This window comes from Oceanospirillum sediminis (assembly GCF_014164585.1).
Taxonomy (GTDB): domain Bacteria; phylum Pseudomonadota; class Gammaproteobacteria; order Pseudomonadales; family Halomonadaceae; genus Oceanospirillum; species Oceanospirillum sediminis.
In genome coordinates, this window is record NZ_JACJFM010000001.1 from 169047 (window position 1) to 189461 (window position 20415).

The 20415-nt window shown below is 48.5% G+C and carries 16 protein-coding genes; 10 read left to right on the top strand and 6 right to left on the bottom strand.

Annotated elements, in window-relative coordinates:
- Positions 1-16: 16 nt before the first annotated feature.
- Positions 17-3922, top strand: a complete 3906-nt coding sequence (purL, locus tag H4O21_RS00700; protein WP_182806895.1) for a phosphoribosylformylglycinamidine synthase — start codon at positions 17-19, stop codon at positions 3920-3922.
- A 51-nt stretch (positions 3923-3973) separates the two neighbouring features.
- On the opposite strand, the gene H4O21_RS00705 is transcribed toward purL, so the two are convergent.
- Positions 3974-4654 (bottom strand): hypothetical protein, encoded by a 681-nt coding sequence (locus H4O21_RS00705; protein WP_182806897.1) that lies wholly within the window; start codon positions 4652-4654, stop codon positions 3974-3976.
- A 188-nt stretch (positions 4655-4842) separates the two neighbouring features.
- On the opposite strand from H4O21_RS00705, the gene H4O21_RS00710 reads away from it, so the two are divergent.
- Positions 4843-5658, top strand: a complete 816-nt coding sequence (locus H4O21_RS00710) for a DUF3037 domain-containing protein (protein WP_182806899.1) — start codon at positions 4843-4845, stop codon at positions 5656-5658.
- Positions 5659-5731: 73 nt separating this feature from the next.
- Here H4O21_RS00710 and H4O21_RS00715 read toward each other — a convergent pair whose 3' ends face one another.
- The 4 genes from H4O21_RS00715 to H4O21_RS00730 form a co-directional block, all read right to left on the bottom strand.
- Positions 5732-6226: a universal stress protein gene (locus H4O21_RS00715; protein ID WP_182806901.1), complete on the bottom strand. Its 495-nt coding sequence runs from the start codon at positions 6224-6226 to the stop codon at positions 5732-5734.
- A 132-nt stretch (positions 6227-6358) separates the two neighbouring features.
- Entirely contained in the window at positions 6359-7702 is a 1344-nt protein-coding gene (locus H4O21_RS00720; RefSeq protein WP_182806903.1) for a TRAP transporter large permease, read from the bottom strand.
- Positions 7695-8318, bottom strand: coding sequence for a TRAP transporter small permease (locus tag H4O21_RS00725; RefSeq protein ID WP_182806905.1), 624 nt, complete (start codon positions 8316-8318; stop codon positions 7695-7697). Before H4O21_RS00725 ends, H4O21_RS00720 begins: the two co-directional genes overlap by 8 nt.
- A 135-nt stretch (positions 8319-8453) precedes the next feature.
- On the bottom strand, positions 8454-9491 hold the full coding sequence (locus H4O21_RS00730) for a TRAP transporter substrate-binding protein (RefSeq protein WP_255487071.1): 1038 nt from the start codon (positions 9489-9491) through the stop codon (positions 8454-8456).
- A 918-nt stretch (positions 9492-10409) separates the two neighbouring features.
- On the opposite strand from H4O21_RS00730, the gene H4O21_RS00735 reads away from it, so the two are divergent.
- The 3 genes from H4O21_RS00735 to H4O21_RS00745 are packed head-to-tail and all read left to right on the top strand — an operon-like array spanning position 10410 to position 12206.
- Positions 10410-11144: a GNAT family N-acetyltransferase gene (locus H4O21_RS00735; protein ID WP_182806906.1), complete on the top strand. Its 735-nt coding sequence runs from the start codon at positions 10410-10412 to the stop codon at positions 11142-11144.
- A complete protein-coding gene (locus H4O21_RS00740; protein WP_182806908.1) occupies positions 11141-11590 on the top strand; it encodes a GNAT family N-acetyltransferase in 450 nt (149 codons plus the stop codon). Before H4O21_RS00735 ends, H4O21_RS00740 begins: the two co-directional genes overlap by 4 nt.
- A gap of 7 nt (positions 11591-11597) precedes the next feature.
- Positions 11598-12206, top strand: coding sequence for a LysE family translocator (locus H4O21_RS00745; RefSeq protein WP_182806909.1), 609 nt, complete (start codon positions 11598-11600; stop codon positions 12204-12206).
- 141 nt (positions 12207-12347) lie between these two features.
- Here the strand turns inward: H4O21_RS00745 and H4O21_RS00750 are convergent, their stop codons facing one another.
- A complete protein-coding gene (locus H4O21_RS00750) occupies positions 12348-12983 on the bottom strand; it encodes an FMN-binding negative transcriptional regulator (RefSeq protein WP_182806911.1) in 636 nt (211 codons plus the stop codon).
- A gap of 111 nt (positions 12984-13094) precedes the next feature.
- Here H4O21_RS00750 and pdxR (H4O21_RS00755) point away from each other — a divergent pair, with 111 nt between their 5' ends.
- The 5 genes from pdxR (H4O21_RS00755) to H4O21_RS00775 all read left to right on the top strand — a co-directional run bounded on the left by pdxR (H4O21_RS00755) (position 13095) and on the right by H4O21_RS00775 (position 20030).
- Positions 13095-14591, top strand: a complete 1497-nt coding sequence (gene pdxR / locus H4O21_RS00755; RefSeq protein ID WP_182806913.1) for a MocR-like pyridoxine biosynthesis transcription factor PdxR — start codon at positions 13095-13097, stop codon at positions 14589-14591.
- A gap of 392 nt (positions 14592-14983) precedes the next feature.
- Positions 14984-16453, top strand: a complete 1470-nt coding sequence (pdxR, locus tag H4O21_RS00760; RefSeq protein WP_255487072.1) for a MocR-like pyridoxine biosynthesis transcription factor PdxR — start codon at positions 14984-14986, stop codon at positions 16451-16453.
- Positions 16454-16789: 336 nt separating this feature from the next.
- Positions 16790-17809, top strand: coding sequence for a TRAP transporter substrate-binding protein DctP (dctP, locus tag H4O21_RS00765; RefSeq protein WP_182806914.1), 1020 nt, complete (start codon positions 16790-16792; stop codon positions 17807-17809).
- A gap of 119 nt (positions 17810-17928) precedes the next feature.
- Positions 17929-18726, top strand: coding sequence for a TRAP transporter small permease (locus H4O21_RS00770; RefSeq protein ID WP_182806916.1), 798 nt, complete (start codon positions 17929-17931; stop codon positions 18724-18726).
- Positions 18727-18728: 2 nt separating this feature from the next.
- On the top strand, positions 18729-20030 hold the full coding sequence (locus H4O21_RS00775) for a TRAP transporter large permease (protein ID WP_182806917.1): 1302 nt from the start codon (positions 18729-18731) through the stop codon (positions 20028-20030).
- Positions 20031-20415: the final 385 nt, after the last annotated feature.

Genomic DNA, 20415 nt, shown 5'->3' on the forward strand with positions numbered 1-20415 from the left:
GAGGCTTCTTTTCGTCATGCTTAAGTTGCGTGGAGCGCCCGCCCTTTCCGCCTTCCGAACCCGTAAGCTATTAACTGCCCTGCAAGCGGCAGTGCCTGCTATCAAGGATGTATATGCCGAGTTCGTTCACTTTGCCGATCTGTCGGCCAGCCTGGACGACGACCAGCAGAGCGTGCTTGACCGCATTCTTCGCTACGGTCCAAAAGCCGATGTAAAGGAGCCTTCTGGCACCCTGTTCCTGGTCGTGCCACGTCCGGGAACCATCTCCCCATGGTCATCTAAAGCGACTGATATTGCTCACAACTGTGGCCTTGAAGCCATTGAACGTATTGAACGCGGTATCGCTTACTATGTACAGGCCGATAATTTATCAGCAGATGAAAGCAACCAGGTCGTTGCTCTGCTGCATGACCGTATGACTCAGGCAGTACTGAATGATCTGGATGACGCCAGCTGTCTGTTCAGTCAGGAAGCACCTCGTGCGATGACGTCTGTTGATATTCTGGGTCGTGGTCGTCCGGCACTGGAAGAAGCCAACCTGTCTCTGGGTCTGGCTCTGGCTGAAGATGAGATCGATTACCTGGTGACCAGCTTTATCGAGTTGGGCCGTAATCCGAACGATGTTGAGCTGATGATGTTTGCCCAGGCGAACTCTGAGCACTGTCGTCACAAGATCTTTAACGCCAGCTGGACGATCGATGGTGTTGAACAGGAAAAATCCCTGTTTGGCATGATCAAGAACACCTACCAGCAGAATCCAACGGATGTATTGTCTGCCTATAAAGATAACGCGTCTGTGATTGTGGGTCATGAAGCCAACCGCTTCTTCCCGAACCCGGAATCAAAAGAGTACGGCAAAAACAACGAAGCTGTACACCTGCTGATGAAGGTTGAAACCCACAACCACCCAACCGCGATTGCCCCTTTCCCGGGTGCGGCAACCGGTTCCGGTGGTGAGATCCGTGATGAAGGTGCCACTGGTCGTGGTTCCAAGCCAAAAGCGGGTCTGACCGGCTTTACCGTATCCAACCTGAATATCCCTGATTACAAACAAGCGTGGGAAGGCGACTACGGCAAACCTGCGCGTATCGTATCTGCGCTGGATATTATGATCGAAGGTCCTCTGGGCGGCGCGGCGTTTAACAACGAGTTTGGTCGTCCTAACCTGAACGGTTACTTCCGTACTTTCGAAGAGAAAGCGATGGGCGTAAACGGCGAAGAGATGTGGGGCTACCACAAGCCAATTATGCTGGCCGGTGGTATGGGTAATATCCGTGCTGACCACGTTGAGAAAGGCGAGATTATCGTTGGCGCTAAACTGATCGTGCTGGGTGGCCCGGCGATGCTGATCGGTCTGGGCGGCGGTGCAGCCTCTTCTATGGCCACTGGTGCCAGCTCTGAAGACCTGGACTTCGCTTCTGTACAGCGTGAAAACCCAGAAATGGAGCGTCGCTGTCAGGAAGTGATCGACCAGTGCTGGCAGCTGGGTGACAAAAACCCGATCAGCTTTATCCACGATGTGGGTGCAGGCGGTCTGTCCAACGCTCTGCCTGAACTGGTTAAAGATGGCGAGCGTGGCGGTCAGTTCAACCTGCGCAAGGTACTGAACGATGAGCCAGGCATGAGCCCGCTGGAAATCTGGTGTAACGAATCTCAGGAGCGCTATGTGATGGCGGTTTCTCCAGAGAATCTGGAAGCCTTCGAAGCGATCTGTGCCCGTGAGCGTTGTCCGTTTGCGGTTGTCGGTGAAGCCACCGAAGAGATGCATCTGACCGTACATGATACCGTATTCAGCAATGAGCCGGTTGATCTGCCAATGAGCGTGTTGTTCGGTAAACCGCCTAAGATGCACCGTGAGTTTAACCGCGTGAATCCTGAGCTGCCTGCTCTGGACTTTGCTGAGGTTGAGCTGAAAGAAGCGGCATCCCGTGTACTGCAACTGCCAACGGTTGCGAGCAAATCTTTCCTGATCACCATTGGTGACCGTTCCATTACCGGTATGGTAGCCCGTGATCAGATGGTCGGCCCCTGGCAGGTGCCTGTGGCGGATGTGGCGGTAACCACCACCACTCAGGACTCCCTGACCGGTGAAGCGATGGCGATGGGTGAGCGTACCCCGCTGGCGCTGATCAATCCTGCCGCATCGGGTCGTATGGCGGTTGCTGAAACCATTACCAACCTGGCGGCGGCCAATATCGAAAAAATGGGTGATATCAAGCTGTCGGCTAACTGGATGTCTGCCGCCAGCCACGATGGTCAGAACCAGGCGCTGTACGATACCGTTCATGCCGTTGGTATGGAACTGGCTCCAGAGCTGGGTATCGCCATTCCGGTAGGTAAAGACTCCATGTCCATGCGTACCGTATGGGATGATGAAGGCGAACAGAAGGCGATCACCTCGCCACTGTCTCTGGTGATTACCGGCTTTGCTCCGGTACTGAACTCGGCTAAAACCCTAACCCCTGAACTGCGTACCGATAAAGGTGAAACCGATCTGTTAGCGATCGATCTGGGTCGTGGTCAGAATCGTCTGGGTGGTTCTGCACTGGCCCAGGTTTTCAATCAGGTTGGTAACGAAGCGCCGGATCTGGATGATGCAGAAGATCTGAAAGCGCTGTTTGCGGTCATTCAGGGGCTGAACCAGGACGATAAGCTGCTGGCTTACCATGACCGTTCTGACGGTGGTCTGTTCGCAACCCTGACCGAAATGGCATTTGCCGGTCACACGGGTCTTAACATCAAGCTGGATCTGCTGGCTAACAGCAACGACAACGCGGATATTCTGGCCGCTCTGTTTAACGAAGAGCTGGGTGCTGTAGTTCAGATCCGTCGTGAAGATACTGAAGAAGCGCTGGCACAGTTTGAAGCCGCAGGTCTGGGTGACTGTGTCGCTGTGATCGGTGAACTGAATGATGAAGACTGGATTCGCTTTACCTTTGATGGCGAAGCGGTACTGGAAAATGCCCGTGTTAACTATCAGCGTCTATGGAGCGAAACCAGCTACCGCATTCAGTCCATGCGTGACAATGCCGACTGCGCTCTGGAAGAGTTCGATACCATTCTGGACTCCACCAACCCTGGTCTGCACGCTGAACTGACTTATGATGTTAACGAAGATATCGCTGCAGATCTGATCGCATCCGGTAACCGTCCTAAGGTGGCTATCGTACGTGAGCAGGGTGTCAACGGTCAGATCGAAATGGCAGCCGCCTTTGATCGTGCCGGTTTTGCTGCGGTTGATGTTCACATGAGTGATATCCTGTCAGGCCGTGTGACCCTGGATCAGTTCCGTGGTCTGGTGGCTTGCGGTGGTTTCTCCTACGGTGATGTCCTGGGTGCAGGCGAAGGCTGGGCGAAGAGCATTTTGTTCAACCCGGTTGCTCGTGAGCAGTTCAAAACCTTCTTCCACCGTGAAGATACCTTTGCTCTGGGCGTATGTAACGGTTGTCAGATGCTGTCTAACCTGCACGAACTGATTCCGGGTGCAGAGCACTGGCCACACTTCGTACGTAACCAGTCCGAGCAGTTTGAAGCCCGTGTTTGTATGGTCGAAGTACAGGACAGCCCATCGGTATTCCTGCAGGGTATGGCTGGTTCCCGTATGCCAATCGCTGTGGCACATGGCGAAGGTCATGCTGAGTTTGCCGATCAGGCACACCTGGATAACCTGCTGGGCAGTGGCGCACTGGCTCTGCGCTATGTGGATAACTATGGCAAGGTCACTGAGATGTATCCTGCAAACCCGAATGGTTCTCCGGCGGGCGTAACAGGTGTGACTACCACTGACGGTCGAGTCACCATCATGATGCCACACCCTGAGCGTGTGTACCGTGCTGTGACAAACTCCTGGTCACCAGATGACTGGAGTGATGACGGCGCCTGGATGCGTATGTTCCGCAACGCTCGTGTCTGGGTCGGTTAAGACCATTCAGGACAAACAGCGTTTGAAAAGGCAGCTTCGGCTGCCTTTTTGCTACATGTGGTAAGGACGTAGTTTATATCGTTGCTTCAAGCAATCCTCTAAAGGTTTTACAGAATTATTAGTAACATCTAAGCACCATTTTAGAAACGCTGTTGATATTCTGAGATCATATCCAACATAAATATCTGTGTCATATTTTCCATTCAACCTTTCTGATATAAGCTTAAGTTCTTGGACTTTATTGTCAGGCCAATGTTTCAGGTTTCCATTCGCATGCGCTATACAGTTTCTAAACTTATTCATATCACTGATATTTGATTTAACTTCCTCTTTAAATTTAAAGTTCAGCTTTAACTCATTAGTAATATATTTCTGGTATTTGTTGACGGAGCTTTTTCCCTCAACATCTTTATAGCTTTTTGCTTTGCCTTCTTTTTCTTTTGCATAATTAAGTAGTTGTTCGATGGATGATTCTAAGCAAGTATATGCTGTCACTACCAAAGGCATCTTTACTGCATTAGGCAAGTATCCATCCGCCACCTGATATATATAATTTACTTCGCAAGGATCATCGTAATCTCCATATCGTATAAGCTCTTTTTCTGTGTAGCGTTCAGTCAAAGCTTCAATGCTATGATCAATGCTCTCTATGTAGTCTCTCAGCAGGGTTAAATCCAGCATACCGGGAAAATGTGGATCAATACCAAGACTCTTGAATGATAAGTTATTCACTTAAATATTTCCTTTAACGCGTGACCTTATACGAGTAAGCTGAATACAGCCTAAATAGAATTGTACTCAAACATATCACAAATACCTGATGAGTGGATCGAATATTCTGAATCAGCAAATACTACACTAACCAATATCAGGAATGCTTTAGACCTCGTAGACAAGGATGAATTCTGGAGTAAGATCACATGAACAAATTTGCATGCCAATACAAAATTGTACGTTTTGCTCCTTTTGTTGAAACAGAAGAGTTTGCCAATGTTGGTATTGTACTTTTCTGCCCTGCAAGATCACAATTTGAATTTCGCTTAACTCCGACTCGTTTTGGCAGAGTAACTCAGTTTTTCCACAACATGGATAAGAGTGTTTACAAAACAATCATCAACACTCTGAGCAATGAGTTCAAGCGGACACAGAAGCTACTGGAAAGAAAAGATTCAGAATACGGCAAAACAGTTTTTGCCGAGTTAACACGTATAAAAGGCGGAGTCATTAACTTCTCTGATACCCGAGTCTTACTAACTGAAGATATCAACAAAGAGGTTAAACGCTTGTTCGACTATTTCGTCGGCCGGAGTTTCAACACCAGAGATTACAGAGAAACACAGTTGGAGCAAAGACTCAGGCAAACACTGAAAGAGATGAATCTGGACAAAAAATATAAGAAAGAGTCACTTCAAACTGAACTGGTTCAGGTAAATATGCCATTTGTACATTTAGATCAGGGGAATACAAAAGGGGCTATTAAGCTATTAGCATTTGACCAGAGTACGACAAATCTTGCAGTAAAACATGCAGATCTTTGGTTTAATCAAGCAGAGCATTTGATCAACTCAGGGACGAAACCTGATGATCTTTTATTCACTCTTGATATTGCAAGTGCTGATAACGAACCTCTGATAAATTATCTGAAAAAATTCAGAGACCGCTTAGAAAATATTGGAATATGCACGACAGAATCTGAGGATGAACAAAGCATCATCGATTTCGCTTTAGCTCACTAGGCATCGACTCATAGGTAGCCTGAACCCAAAAGGCTTCAGGCTACACCGATTGATAGAATATTCTCAAACAGATCTAAAAACTCGCATCAGGTAAAGGCACAACCAGCATAGGGATTCGGGAGCGACCGAGTACATTTTTTGCGACACTGCCCAGAAAAGTATGCATTACCCCTTTCTCATGGGTTCCCATCACAATCAGATCAACATCTTTATCCTGTGAAACCCTCAGAATCGCTTCTGCCGGATAGGCCTCAGCAATATGGATTGATTTAATATGAGCCCTGACGTCCTGTTCATCCGGATGACGTTGCCAGAAAGCGTCCTGGCTGGCTTCAAGACGTTGCTGGGCATGCTTAATACGCTCACGCAAAATCTGATAGCGGTTTTTCGAATCCATCAGATAGGTTTCCAGAGTAAAACGGGCATCATCTGACAGCTTTTCCACCAGATGCAGAATATAGACCTCTGCCCCTGTTTGTTTAGCGATATACAGCGCCTGTTCCAGAGCCGCATAAGATCCGGGAGAAAGATCAGTGCTGTACAGTATCTTACGAATTTCCGGCAACATAGATTACATCCTGATAAGTGTACTCCGCCGGATACCGTTTTGTATCCGACAGAGAAAAGACGAAATATTCTGAATTCACAGATGCCGTTAAGCCTCTGCAGGTCTCCGTACCATCCGGCTGAAGGCCTCCGGTCAGTAGCCCAGAAATGAAGGCAAAAACAGCGTTAATTCAGGGAAGAAAGCGATAACAAACACCGCCAGTGCCGACATAAGTGCAAACGGCAGTGCTTTAATGGTTACCTCTTCCAGTGAGACATTGGATATACCTGAAGCCACAAACAGGTTTTCTCCCAACGGCGGTGTTGAAAAACCAATAGACAGACTACACACCATCACAATGCCAAAATGTACCGGATCAATACCTAAGCTGTAGGCTACCGGCAGCAGTACCGGTGTCAGAATCATGATCGCCGCCAGAGTTTCCATAAACATCCCGACAAACAGCAGGAAACCGATGATCAGCCCCCAGATCAGGTAAAGGTTATCGGTCAGACTGAGCATAGACTCTGCCACAATCGCCGGAATCTGATTCTCCACCAGCAAACGACCGAACACCGTGGCTGTAAACAGGATCAGCAATACCCGGCCTGATAACCAGGTGGTTGTTTCCAGCGAGCGGAAAATATCATCCCAGCTCAGCTCTTTGTGGATAAAAACACCGACAAACAGGGTATAGAAGATAGCGACAATCGCTGACTCTGTTGGCGTAAAGAAACCAGAATAGATTCCTCCAAGAATGACCAGAGGCGCCAGAATGGACCAGAAACCATGTTTAAATGCCTGACCAATCTGTTCAAAATCCCAGCCTTCCTCTGTTCCCAGATAGCCAGCTTTCTTACAGCGAATATAGTTCAGTAACAGCAAAGAACAGGACACCACCAGTCCGGGAATCACCCCCGCCACAAAGAGCTTGGTAATAGAAACACTCTGGAACTCCCCGTGCTGTTCAATAGCCTCTGGCGGCACTGCAAGACCGATTGCTGAAATGCCAAAAATCACCATAGGAATTGATGGGGGAATAATAATGCCTAAGCCACCGGACGATGCGGTAATCGCAGAGGCATAACCTTTTTCGTAACCCCGTTTGACCATAGCCGGAATCATCAGCATGCCGACTGCCGCCGTAGTCGCAGGACCAGAACCTGAAATAGCGCCAAAGAACATACAAGCCAGTACAGCCGCCGCCGAAATACCTCCGGTAAAAGGCCCGGCAAAACTTTCAGCCAATGCTACCAGACGCTTAGAGATACCTGCGGCCTCCATTAAAGCTCCGGCCAGAATAAAGGCTGGCAGGGCCATCAACGGGAAAGAACCGACCGATGTAAATGCGATCTGTACCAGTTTAATCGGGTTCTCATCTAAAGCGATAAAAGAGGCCATGGCCGACACGCCCAGCGCCACTGTTACCGGAGCCCCCATCACCAGAAGCACCAGAAAAGAACCAAACAGAATCATCACAATGCCGGACTCATCCATGACGCACCTCCTGTTCTTTTCCGGCCTGATCAGCATCATTCTGATTCATAGCTTTAGTTCCATCGGATGACCCCGTCGATACACCAGGTGGCTCATATTCCAGCATCTCATCCATATCAATATCATCCGGAGCGTGTACAGTTTTGCCCTTAACCAGCTTGTTGTAGTTCACCTGCAGAATTCTGAAAGTCATCAGAGCAAATGCCACAGGCAATATCAGATAGATATATTTCATCGGAATACCCAGCGTCTGGGATTTCCAGAACAGGTTCATACGATTAAATACAAAGTCATAAGCCAGCCAGACAAAATAAGCGTTAAAAGCAACCCAGATCAGATCTGTCACCACTTCCAGAATTGGCGGTAACCAGGCAGGCATCAGCTTGTACTGAAAGGTCACCCGGTTATGTGCAGCCATTTTTGCAGCATAGCTGGCACCGAAGAACACAAACCAGACAAACATATATACCGAGAGTTCTTCACTCCAGGAGAAGGAATAGTCAAATAACTGGCGGGAAATAATCTGGGCAAACAACAGAGTAACAAACCCTGCCAACAGCAAGCGGCAAATATAGCTCTCAATATTGTCTAGAAAATACAGTAGTTTACGGCCCATAATGGAATCTCCGTAATGCTGCCGACACTCGGGTATCGGCAGCAGAAAATCCGGATTTACAGACAAACTGCAAATCCGGTAGCTAAAGCAGACATCGGGATAGGATCTGATCGCTGTCGATCAGACATCACACCATCAGATTTCGTTACGACCCAGTGATTTTAGCAGTGCATTGATTTTGTCTTTACCACCCACACTGTCATAGAACTTAGGCCATACTTCTTTCTGTGCAGCCTCAGCCCAGGCCGCTTCATCATTCAGAGTGTTCAGCTCCATACCATATTTGCTGACCAGCTCTTTTTTGATCTGACCTTCTTTCTCCTGCAGCCAGTCCAGACTGTAAGCAGTTGCTTCCTTACCAGCCTCCAGCATCGCCTGCTGAGTTTTCTTATTCTGGTCCTGGAACACCGCTTCAGAAACAATCAGAGGCTCCAGCAGGAACAGGTAGTGCAGATCTGTGATGTACTGCTGAACTTCGCCGAATTTCATCGAGTAGATAGTGGTATAAGGTGTATCCTGACCATCAACAACACGCTGCTGTAATGCGGTGAAGGTTTCTGTCCAGGCCAGTGGCGTTGGATTAATGCCCCATGATTTATAGGTATCGATCATGATTTCGTTTTTAGGAACACGAATCACCATGCCTTTCAGATCTGATAGCTGAGTCACTGGCTTTTTCGAATTACTCAGTACCCGGAATCCACTGAACGTCCAGCCCAGAATACGAACACCGGCATCACGCAGAGTATTCTCAGTCAGTTCTGTTCCGACAGGACCCTGAACTGTTTTCGCAGCCTGATCCAGGTTTTCAAAGATATAAGGCAGTGACAACATGCCCACCGTCGGGGAGAAAGGGGCCAGGTTATTACTGGCCAGTACGGAGAAATCCAGCGTGCCGATGGAGGCAGCATTCACCGTATCCTGCTCAGAACCCAGCAACCCATTCAGAAACAGCTTTGCCGTATGTTTATTATCGGTTTTCTCCGCTAGCAGCTCTGCAAACTTTTGTCCCATAACCTGCTGAGCAGACCCTTCACCATCACCAACCGACATTTTGAAGTTAGCGGCCATAACACTGGCCGATAACAACATACCCGTTGTTAAGGCCAGCGTTTTTACCATGCCTGATTTAACAGATACCCGGGATTTTTTTACTGTCAGTGCCTGTTTCATTGTTTTGACTCCTGGTCATCACTCTTAATTTATTCAACCGGCTTAGTACCCGAAAAACTTTATTTATAATAAAAGCCACACTATTAAATCATCAGCCTTTACGTTTTATTCGGGCATCTATCAACATTGCTTTATGGTTCTGAATACGCTGATATCAGGAGATAAATCAGTTTTAAAACAACACCTGAAACACGCAATAAATACGCCACCATTCGTCGCAACACTTGATTTGCAGCCGTAATGATTAACTCTGCGCATTCATTAAAACCATGCAGGCATTTCAACAGTTAGGGCCAGTTAAATGCCCTTTTTTGGTCCAGAGAAAAGGAATTAAAGCAGTGCATAAATCAGGTAAAAAAACACAAAAGGCACTACGATAGTGCAATAAAATATTTTTATATGATTATATATAGTGCAAAAAAATTAACACGCACCAAACCAGGGCTTTTATTTTATCTGATAAAAATAATATCCAAAAAAACAAACTCATCAAATAAAACAGAAGCTACTTGCAGCAGCAATACCAGACCAACACAAAGAGTTCAGACATTATTATTTATCAGTCAACAAAAAGAAAACAATAAAAGCATGTAACCATGCATTTTTAAAATATAAATAACATATAAGTGCCTGCACAAAAAAATTCAGCTATTTGTACTCTTTGCTTTTCCTGATAGCATCTATTCTTGTTTTAATCAGTAGAACAGAGTGTTCCAGCGTTTTTGCTCTGTTTTAAACAGGGCCTTTCATTTTTCATGATATTGGGTCTTAAAGAGTCCCTGTTCCTGCCTTAACCTTGCTGTCATTGAATAGATAACAAAACGATATTGCGAGGGCGTTTTATATGCTGACAGATACCCTGCAGGCACTGGCAGATCTGCAACCTCTGAGCCATCAACTGGAAAAGGAGATTGTGTAATGAGTTCGGATAACATTCAGACCAACGAGCTGGGACAACCTATTGGCCAGGCTCTGGATAACTGGCAAGCCTGTGAGCGGCCATCACGTACCGTCATGATGGGACAGTATTGCCGACTAGAACCTGTATCAGAGTTGCATACGGAAGATCTGTTTGCCGCCTTCGGTGAAGATCGTACCGGGTATAACTGGACTTATCTGCCTTATGGGCCGTTTGATCGGGTTGATGAGTTTACTGTCTGGTTACAGGAGATCTGCCGCAGTGATGACCCGCTGTTTTATACCGTAGTTGATAACCGGAGTGATAAAGCGGTCGGACTGGCCAGCTATCTGAGAATTGAACCTGCTACAGGTGTGATTGAAGTCGGTCATATTCATTTTTCTCCTTTAATGCAGGGTACGGTGCTGGCAACGGAAGCTATGTATCTGATGATGAAGCGAGCCTTTGATGAGCTGGGATATCGCCGTTATGAGTGGAAATGTGATGTTCTGAATGCTCCGTCTAAAAAAGCCGCACAGCGTCTGGGCTTTATTTATGAAGGTCTGTTCCGGCAGGCGACGATGTATAAACAGCGTAATCGGGATACGGCCTGGTTTTCTATTCTGGATCAGGAGTGGCCAGCGCTAAAAAGCGCTTTCGATAGCTGGTTAGCGCCAGAAAACTTTGATGATCACGGTAAACAGCTTCAGAAACTGGAGCAGTGTATGGCCAAGGTGCAGGGAGAGTCATCATGACGGTTAAAGTATCCGCTTTGCAGCAACAGGACAGAGAACAGTGGGAAAAGCTGTATCGTGGCTATGCTGATTTTTATCAGATGCCGATGGAGCAACAGACTCTGGATACGGTCTGGAGCTGGATTTTTGATCCGGAAAATCGATTTTATGCTCTGATCGCTAAAGATGAGTGGGGACATGGTGTTGGTCTGATGCATTACCGGGCAATGCCATCTCCTCTGCGTGGTGCTTATGTCGGGTTTCTGGATGATCTGTATATCGACTCTGGGTGTCGGGGAAAAGGTACTGCTGATCTGTTATTTGAACGTCTGAAGCAGGAAGCCCAGGCCCATAACTGGCCGTTTGTTCGCTGGATTACGGCAGAGAATAATTATCGGGCCAGGGCGGTATATGATCGTTTATCTGATAAAACACACTGGTTGACCTATCAGATGAGTTCAGATTAAGGAGCACATGATGACTGAGTCGATCCTTATTCTGGCCGGGATGGCCATCCTGCTGATCGGCTCTCCCGGGCCTGCTGCAATGGCGCTGGCAGCAACCGGATCAGGCCATGGGTTTAAGCAGGGATTACCGTTAATGTCTGGGCTGGTCGCTGGTGTTCTGCTAACCGGATTGCTGACCAGTATCGGCATGCTGACTCTGCTTAATCAGTGGCCTGAGCTTAAACTGGTGATGCAGATTATCGGCACTGGTTTTATTCTGGTCATGGCGGTACGCATGTTGCGCCAGCCTCTGTCTGAGGATTCATTAGCGGTTCGTCCGGATTTTGGTTTTCGTTCCGGGGTCGTGATGAATATTCTGAGTCCTAAAGCCTATGCGGTTTTTATGCTGCTGATCACTGAGTTTATGCCCCCGGTTGATCATCAGTGGCAGGGCATTGTTCTGCTGGAATCTGTCGCTCTTGTCGCAACTCTGATCGTTACATCCGGCTGGTTATTGTTTGGCCGATTACTAGGTCAGCTGATCCAGACCCGGTCAGCCCGGCAAAAAATGAGAGCTGTTTTTGCCAGTCTGATGATTCTGTTTGTGATGCCATTATTAGTAACCATGCCGGGTTAAGGAGCAGGGTTTAGGAGAGCGTGGGTTTAGGAACGTGGGTTAACGTATATGAGCTAACAAGCGTGGTTTACAGGTGTGGGCTTGGATGAGGTTGCAGCAGATAGGGTTGAATATGAGCTGAATAAGGTCAGCTCACACCGTTCAGCTTCTGCGTTGATCCACACACACCGCCATCGCTTTTGCCTGTGATGAATCTTCCTGACCCAGCCCGTCGACAACCCCTTGACGGTCGTTATCCGTTTTATTCTGGCTGGCTTTCCAGCTGCCCTGTAATGAGGTAATTTCGATTTCAACACCCATAATGCCCCGAGTCATTCGCTCGATATACTCTGCCGGGGCATCAGATACCTTCCAGGGCATTGATCGGCCAGATTCATGCTGGTCTGTCAGATCATTCAGATGATTTAACAGCCAGTCTGCCTCGTCACGCAGCGTCAGTTTCCCCTGGGCATGGACCATGATGTAGTTCCAGGTCGGTACCACTTTTTCGTGTTCCTGTTTGGAGGGATACCAGGACGGAGATACATAGTGATGTGGCCCCTGAAAAATCACCAGTACATCAGCATTGTCTGTTAGCATTTTACGCATAGGGTTGGCCCGGTTGATATGGCCCTGTAACCGACCGTATTCAGATAATTCCGGGTGCAGTACCAGGGGTAGATGATCTGCAACGATCTCACCTTCCTGTAGGGATATAACACTGGCAAATGGATGATGGCGTATCAGATCCTGCATCACTTCGATGCGGTTTTCCCGAAAACAAGCCGGTAAAAACATAGGGTGCCTCCTCTGTAACATAATCAGGTATGAGGCAAGTCTGTCAGTCAATTGGTATTCTTATAAGATCCAATTCTGTTAAAAATAAACATACCAATATAGCTGGCCAGTATGTCTGAAACACCTCCGTTACTCTTTTCTGTTAATCGGGAAGACACGCGCCCGATGTTTGAACAGCTCTGTGACACCATTCGTCATTCTGTGCACCGTGGTGTGTTAACACAGAATATGACGTTACCTGCGACACGTACCCTGGCGCAGGAGCTGGCAATATCACGTTCAACGGTAGTCACCGCGTATGAACAGCTGGTGGCTGAAGGCTATCTGGAAGGCAAGCCCGGTGCAGGCTATGTGGTGTGTGCTATGGGGGATACGGAGTTACCTGTAGCATCATCAGAAAGAAAACGTTCTGTTGCTGGCAGTAAAGATGTTTCGTCGACAGCTCATAAAGAAGGACTGCTTAAACCCAGTCTGCCGGATATGCGTTTATTTCCTCATCGGCTATGGGCCAGAACCGTCGCCAGAGTCTGCCGGACACATCCGGAGTCGATGTTAATCGGGAGTGATTCATTTGGTTATCCTGAACTGCGACGGGCCATTGTCGATCATGTGCGGGAATGGCGCGGACTGGAGGTGTCTCCCCATCAGGTGATTGTGACTGCCGGGGCTACGGATGCTCTGAATATCTGTTTTCGTACTCTGCTGAAGCCAGGCCAGAGTGTTGGCCTGGAAGATCCGGGTTATCGGCCTATTCTGCGTCAGGTGACGGGGCTGGGGCTTAAGCCGGTATTTATGGATGTGGATAAAGAGGGTGCTCAACTGCCGGATATTGGTTCGCCAGTGGATCAGGATCTGGCTATTAATCCGCAGGTTGAATCAGATCAGCAGCTTCCGGCTATTGTGGTGCTGACACCTTCTCATCAGTATCCACTGGGCAATACTATGTCGCCTCAGCGACGCTGGGAATATATTCACTGGGCCCATCAGCATGGCAGCTGGATCATTGAGGATGACTATGACAGTGAATTCCGCTATGCCGGTCGTCCCATTCCTGCCATGGCTGGCCTGGACCAGATGAATCGCATTCTGTACACCGGCAGCTTTGCCAAAATTTTCTCTAATACCCTGCGTCTGGGCTATCTGATTGTGCCGGACAGCCTGACGGAATCGATGCGTCAGACTATGGCTGATTTTGGCCTGAAAGCCAGTTTAATGCCGCAACCGGCACTGGCTGAGTTTATTCATTCCGGGGACTTTTATCGTCATCTCAGACGGGTGCGCAAAACCTACAGTGAGCGCAATAAATATCTGGTGCAGCAACTGAACCAGAGGTTCAGCGATTCAGGTCAGGTACAGGATTACAGTGCTGGTATGAAGCTGGTGTTTCATCTGAAACAACCGTTTACAGACACCGATATTGTCATACGGGCTAATCAGGCCGGACTGGCACTGGGGGCTTTATCAGAATCCTGTCAGCGCAGAGTAGATGGCAATGGCCTGATTATGGGGTTTGCCGGATATAACACCGAGGAGATCCGGCAGGCACTGGATATCCTGTATGAGGTTATCAGTGCCTGTCAGACTGGCAGAGAATTTTACAGAGAGTAATGCTGCAGGATGTGTCGTCATAATATCCTGTCTCTGATTGGAAAATGATTAAGCCGGTTAAACCTGTGCCGGATCCGGTTTGCAAACCGGACCAGAGTAATCGTTGGGTTGCCAGTAAAACATATGATTCTACATATATATTGATGCATATATATGAAAAACATATATTTAAAACCGATACTTACTACCTGCATCTGAATGGCACGTTCTTGTCAGATGGATAAGCAGCATTGTTCCCAGGCATGTAAATTACAGGAGAGCTTCACTGGTACTATCTGGTGCCAGTTGCTGGTACTAGCGTTCTCTGGCTGTGCTCTATAGTCTGAGCAGACTATAACAATAACGTCTGAGTTTTGTCCTGTGCTGGCGATGACAAACGACGGAGACACAGCATGTTGAACCACCTCTTCCATCTTTCCCCGGACAGCGATTCCAGTCTGCAGCAGCAGATTCGGGAACAGATCAGTAAAGCCATTATTGATGGCCATATTCCGCCGGATATTCCGTTGCCTTCAACCCGTAAGCTGGCTGAAATGCTGGGGGTTTCCCGTAATACCGTTATTCTGGCTTATGAACATCTGACCTATGATGGTTATCTGGTTTCCAGGGAGAGGGCCGGGTTTTATGTCAATGACGAGATCCTGAAAAGCTCTGTTAAAGGACAGGATGAAGCCCCGGTCAGAATTACCGGTGGCAGTCGGCCCGACTGGGATCAGTGCCTGAAGATGCGGCCCAGTGAACGTCGTCTGAATAAGGTGAATCGCTGGCAGGATTATCCCTATCCTTTTATTTACGGGCAGCTGGACCCTAAGCTGTTTCCGGTCAATCACTGGCGTGAATGCTGTAAAGAATCGGTGTCGGTGCAGGCGATTGGTGAGTGGTCAGGAGATCGTTATGACGATGATGATGCGCTGTTGATTGAGCAGATTCACTCCCGGTTGTTACCAAGACGCGGTGTCTGGGCTGACCCGGATGAGATTCTGATCACGGTGGGGGCTCAGCATGCGCTCTATATGATACTGAGGGTGCTGCTGAATAAAGACACCTGTTTCGGGCTGGAAGATCCGGGCTATCCGGATCTGACTCATATGGCGGAGTGTACCGATACCCGGGTGAAAAGTCTGGCCATTGATAATAATGGTCTGATTATGGGGGATCAGCTCAGTGACTGTGATCTGATTTTTACCACTCCGAGTCATCAATTTCCCACTACGGTAACGATGCCGATGGCCCGGCGTAAGGCTTTATTAGAGCAGGCATCCCGGGATAATTTTCTGATTATCGAAGACGATTATGAATGTGAAACCACTTTTGCAACCAACCCGACACCGGCTCTTAAAAGTCTGGATGATAATGACCGGGTGATTTATATCGGCAGTCTGTCTAAAACCTTATCGCCCGGATTGCGTATGGGATATATGGTTGGCCCTAAAGAGCTGATTCGCGAGATCCGGGAGTTCCGCCGTATGATGCTGCGCCATCCTCCTATGAATAATCAGCGTGCGGTCGGGCTGTTTTTATCCCGTGGCTATCATGATTCGCTGGTGCGCAGTCTGGTGCAGGTGTATGAAGAGCGCTGGAAAGCTGTAGGAGATGCTCTGCAGCAGTGTCTGCCGGAATCAGCCCGGCCTCCGGTATTTGGTGGCTCAGCTTATTGGGTGAAAGGACCGGATAATCTGGATGCCCGGGAACTGAAACTGATGGCCCGTGAACGAGGCGTTGTCATTGAATCCGGGGATATCTATTTTCAGCGTACTGACCCGCCGTTAAACTTTTTCCGTCTGGGCTATTCCTCCATTACAACAGAACGCATTCTGCCAGGTATTGATCGACTGACCGGGATAATTAATCAACTGACCTGATACGACCTCTTTGCTGCACTTTTATCGTGCTGTTCTCCTGCAGTAGAGCCAGCAAAAGAGCCTCTCTGCACCAGAATGGTTCTGGTTTTATGCACTTTTTTACACCGTAAATCCCCTCTGATCTGCTGGAACCACAACTCTGGTTCCGGTTGGTTCTACTGGACCGGCCATCGCAAAATCTATATTGAAAACACCAGCAGGGATTCGGACACCCTCCTCAGAACTCCCCTGGCTCTGGCCTGCTAACGACAGGATTTGTTTCGGAGTGATAGCTGCACAATGCCGCACTGTCATCCGGGACCGGCAAGACAACAATAACAAATATCAGAGGTCGCTATGACAACGAAAACCTTCTTGAAATCGATACTTTCCACCTGTGTTCTCTCCGCCGCTCTGGCACTGCCTGTTGCGCAGCATGCTCAGGCTGAAGAGGAACTGATGCTGGGGCATGCTTACCCTTCCGATCATATCTTCCATATGACATCTACCACCTTTATGGATGAGCTGAAGAAAAAAGGCGCAGATATCAGCGTGAACTATCAGCCAGGTGGTGCGCTGGGTGACTGGGCGTCGATCTTTGAACAGAGCATGGAAGGCGTAGTGCCGATGACCATGAGTTTCGGTGCCTCAGAATACGATCCGCGTCTGGATCTGTCCTGGCTGAGCTACGTGGTGGATGACTGGAAAGAAGCCCGCGAAGTGTATGGTCCGAATGGCAAGATGACCGAGATCTACAATGAGATTCTGGGTGATCTGGATCTGGAAGTGCTGGGTATTATCCCGACCGGCTTTGGCTCTATTGCCACTCGTAAAGGGGTAGAAGATGTTCCCACAAACTTCCCGGCTGATGGTAAAGGAATCAAGATTCGTGTACCGCCTATTCCGATCGGTATCGAGCGCTTCAAGAGCTTTGGTTTCACTCCGGTTCCTCTGCCATTCTCTGAGCTGTATACCGCGCTTCAGTTAGGCACTATTGATGCCCGTGCCACAGCGCCTTCTGTTGAAATCTGGCAGATGCGTGATGTGATCGAAAGCTACATCCTGACTAAGGATTACTTTGAGCACGCGTTCTGGGTGGTAAATAAGTCCTGGCTGGAAGATCTGCCGACAGACGATCGCAAAAAGCTGCTGGCAGCGGCTGACACAACAATGGCTAAAGTCTGGGATGAAGCTCAGTCCATTGATGAAGGCTTCCTGAAGAAAGTACGTGAAGCCGGTGTGAAAGTTGTTGAACTGAGTCCTGAAGATATGGCGAAAGCGAAGAAAACGCTGTACGCCGAAGAGTGGCCTTTCATGGAGAAAACGGTCGGACCGGAGATCATGGGCATGATGCGCAAGATCGCAGGTATCAACTGATCCATAACGCTATCGTCTGAACCCTTCTTGTATCCCCTGCTGTGACATCGGTTGATTACGGAGCAGCCTCTGGCGCAGCCGGGGATACTTCCCGGAAAGTGTTAATCAGGATCAGTACCATGTCTGATGAAAAACGTTCCCCTGCACATTCGGTGGGCGACGCCAGGATCTACGATTATGATCCTGAACTCAGCTCACACCCTGCACCTCCTCACCTGCATGCTGTGCCAGATCAGGCTGAAAGCCCGATAGACAGCTATCTGATGCGCTTTGAACAGCTGCTGAATAAAACTTTTCGCGCAATGATGATGCTGATCTGCCTGTCACTGACCGGTCTCATGTTTGCCCAGGTGATCATGCGCTATGTCCTGGAGTCACCTTTTACCGGCATCGAAGAGATGTCCATTCTGCTGGCGGTCTGGGTCTATTTTCTGGGTATGGGTTATGCCACCCGTGAACGGGAGCATATCCACGGTGGCATTGTCAGCCTGGTGGTAAAAGATCCACAGAAAATCGCTTTTATTCGCTTTGTCGGTTCACTGATCTGCATGATGGCGGCCTGTGTATTCGGTTATTTCGCCTATAAATATGCACTGAAAGAGATCACCCGAGGGCGTGTCAGTACCAATATGCGCTGGCCTCGTGGTTTGTGGAGCGCCAGCATGATTGTCGGTTTTGCCATGATGGTGGGCTACTTTCTGCTGGAGACCATCAGTGAATACCGTGGCCTGATCAGAATGAGACTGTCTTTTAAAAGAGCACAGCAGAGTGAACAGACATCTGCGGTATCAACTTCACCGACACCTGATTCAGTTATGCAGAATGAGAGCTTGTTCTCTCAGGTTAATGCCAGTGAAAGCGGTGATGAATCAGCCAGAACAAAATCTGAACGTCAGCCTGACAGTCAGGAGATTTAACGATGACTCTGTTTTTAATTTCTATGCTGGTGGTCGTCATCCTGATTCTGGTGGAGATCCCGGTGGCCTTTGCTTTTGGTATTGGCGCTGTGATGTTTGCCTATACCACAGGCAATAATATTTCTTTTCTGATTCCCCACGGTTTTAAAACCGCCAGTGGTTTTGCCCTGTTGGCGCTGCCACTGTTTATTTTTGCCGGTTTGTTGATGGCAGAAGGCGGTATCTCGGAGCGGTTGCTGAACTTTGTTAACTCGATTGTCGGGCGAATCAAAGGTGGCCTGGGTGCTGTAACCGTACTGACATGTGCCCTGTTTGGTGCGATTTCAGGCAGCTCTTCTGCAGCAATTGCAGCGGTTGGTCAGATCATGATTCCTCGTATGATCCGGGAAGGTTATCCTGAGGGCCACGCTACCGCGCTGGTGGCCTGTTCATCAGTACTGGCGCTGCTGATTCCGCCCAGTATCCCTATGATCGTGTTTTCCATCACCGGTGGTCTGTCTGTGGGAGCAGCCTTTCTGTCGACCATTATTCCGGGCATTCTGCTGACCATTATCTACTGTGTACTCAATATGTGGTTCCTGCGTAATGATACCCGGATCAAAGTGGATAAACCTCTGCCATTTAAACAGGCGGCAAAAGGTGTGGTCGACAGTGGTTACCATGCCGCATTTGCCTTGTTGATGCCGCTGATTATTCTGGGAGCGATCTACAGCGGTATCGCCACCCCGACGGAAGCGGCAGCTATTGCGGTGATCTATGCCATCCCGGTGGGTATGTTTATCTACAAGGGGATGTCTCTGAGAAGCCTGGGGTCCGTGACGGTGCGTGCCGTAACCATGACCGGTTCTATTATGGCGGTACTCTTTTTTCTGTTTATCATGAGTCGCGCCATGATTCTGGAGCAGGTGCCCCGTGATCTGGCCACGGCACTGCTGCAGATTTCAGAGAACAAATACGTTCTGCTGCTGTTAATTAACCTGCTGCTGCTGTTAATTGGCATGATTGTGGATGATATTTCAGGCAGTGTACTGGCTGCGATTATCTTCCTCCCGATCATTAATGAGCTGGGTATTGATCCGATTCATTTTGCGGCGGTTGTCGGGGTAAACCTGGGGCTGGGTAATGTCTCGCCTCCTTGCGCGCCGATGCTCTATATGGCCGGTGGAGTCAGTAAACTGTCGCTGGATCGCTATATCACACCGACCCTGAAGTTCCTGTGTTTTGGCCACCTGCCGATGGTGTTCCTGGTGACTTTTGTACCAGAACTATCGCTGTTCCTGCCGAAACTGCTGATGGGATATTAATCCGACAGAACGTTCATATTTTATAGGGGCTGTTTTATATGTTTTTTATCGTTTTTTTATAGGAGCTGTTTGTTTTCAGATTCTGGTTTGTCGGGGTTCTGTAAGGGAACTCCATAAGGATTGCCCGGACTGGTAGCGGAAAATCCGGTCCGGGCGTTATGTCCCGCAAGCTATTGCCACCGCTGCAGTGGTATTTTCCCCTTCTCAGGAAGCCTTTTCTTTCCGGTATTCTTACTTCATTGATTATGTGAATAAAAATAATTAGTTAAATAAATATTTAACTGAATGCAAGGCATTTCAAATTTATCCAAACCATTGCCTCTCACAGAATAGCCTGAGCCTCAGCAGACGCGAGATTCAATACCTCCTGGGGCATACGAGCAGG

Bases quoted from the DNA above. Each gene is read 5' to 3' on its own strand.
- purL (WP_182806895.1), top strand. From the start codon at position 17: ATGCTTAAGTTGCGTGGAGCGCCCGCCCTTTCCGCCTTCCGAACCCGT.
- H4O21_RS00740 (WP_182806908.1), top strand. From the start codon at position 11,141: ATGACGGTTAAAGTATCCGCTTTGCAGCAACAGGACAGAGAACAGTGG.
- H4O21_RS00720 (WP_182806903.1), bottom strand. From the start codon at position 7,702: ATGGATGAGTCCGGCATTGTGATGATTCTGTTTGGTTCTTTTCTGGTG.
- H4O21_RS00735 (WP_182806906.1), top strand. From the start codon at position 10,410: ATGAGTTCGGATAACATTCAGACCAACGAGCTGGGACAACCTATTGGC.
- H4O21_RS00715 (WP_182806901.1), bottom strand. From the start codon at position 6,226: ATGTTGCCGGAAATTCGTAAGATACTGTACAGCACTGATCTTTCTCCC.
- H4O21_RS00750 (WP_182806911.1), bottom strand. From the start codon at position 12,983: ATGTTTTTACCGGCTTGTTTTCGGGAAAACCGCATCGAAGTGATGCAG.
- H4O21_RS00730 (WP_255487071.1), bottom strand. From the start codon at position 9,491: ATGAAACAGGCACTGACAGTAAAAAAATCCCGGGTATCTGTTAAATCA.
- dctP (WP_182806914.1), top strand. From the start codon at position 16,790: ATGACAACGAAAACCTTCTTGAAATCGATACTTTCCACCTGTGTTCTC.
- H4O21_RS00770 (WP_182806916.1), top strand. From the start codon at position 17,929: ATGTCTGATGAAAAACGTTCCCCTGCACATTCGGTGGGCGACGCCAGG.
- H4O21_RS00725 (WP_182806905.1), bottom strand. From the start codon at position 8,318: ATGGGCCGTAAACTACTGTATTTTCTAGACAATATTGAGAGCTATATT.
- pdxR (WP_182806913.1), top strand. From the start codon at position 13,095: ATGTCTGAAACACCTCCGTTACTCTTTTCTGTTAATCGGGAAGACACG.
- H4O21_RS00775 (WP_182806917.1), top strand. From the start codon at position 18,729: ATGACTCTGTTTTTAATTTCTATGCTGGTGGTCGTCATCCTGATTCTG.
- H4O21_RS00745 (WP_182806909.1), top strand. From the start codon at position 11,598: ATGATGACTGAGTCGATCCTTATTCTGGCCGGGATGGCCATCCTGCTG.
- H4O21_RS00710 (WP_182806899.1), top strand. From the start codon at position 4,843: ATGAACAAATTTGCATGCCAATACAAAATTGTACGTTTTGCTCCTTTT.
- pdxR (WP_255487072.1), top strand. From the start codon at position 14,984: ATGTTGAACCACCTCTTCCATCTTTCCCCGGACAGCGATTCCAGTCTG.